Source organism: Pseudomonas sp. ICMP 3272 (assembly GCF_001466905.1).
In the GTDB taxonomy this organism is placed as follows: domain Bacteria; phylum Pseudomonadota; class Gammaproteobacteria; order Pseudomonadales; family Pseudomonadaceae; genus Aquipseudomonas; species Aquipseudomonas amygdali.
Window position 1 is genome coordinate 1 of record NZ_LKEK01000010.1, and the last position, 512, is coordinate 512.

Annotated in this window: 1 protein-coding gene; it reads right to left on the bottom strand. The window is 64.5% G+C overall.

Annotation, left to right across the window (positions count from 1 at the left end; all coding sequences use genetic code 11):
• Positions 1 to 512 (bottom strand): DUF2345 domain-containing protein (locus tag AO068_RS02325; protein WP_152999729.1); only part of this gene is annotated, 512 nt, incomplete at both ends.

Genomic DNA, 512 nt, shown 5'->3' on the forward strand with positions numbered 1-512 from the left:
CCGATCTCGACGCCGCCGCCAATCTTGATGTAACTGCCGTCATCGGCGACCAGGCGAATGGTCGGCGCGGTGATGACCACTTCGCCTTCGACGGCCGAGACATGCAGGTTTTTCTGGGCATTGAGGGCGATGTCGTCTTCCTGGGCCTGCACCAGCACTTTGCCGCGGTTGGCGATGGCGCTGATGCCAGCGTCCTGGGCGAAGGCTGACAGCCCTTTGCCCGCTTGCAGGTGCATGGCCGCGCCGCTGGTCAATTGCAGGTTGTTCTGCGCGGTGGTGTCGTGATGTTCACCGGCATAGTGAACCTGCGAGCGCGGCGTGGCGCTGGCAATACCTGCTGCTGCGGTCATGGCCAGTACCGGGTCGCCCAGGCCGTTGCTGTCCGGCGCGGGCCATTGATTCAGCGACTGACGCAAGGCGTCGATGCCTTGAACATCCACGGCCTGACCGCCGCGCGCGGCAGCGGTTTCGCCGAGGGATTTGAACAACTCGCCGCACTCGGCCAGCAGTTT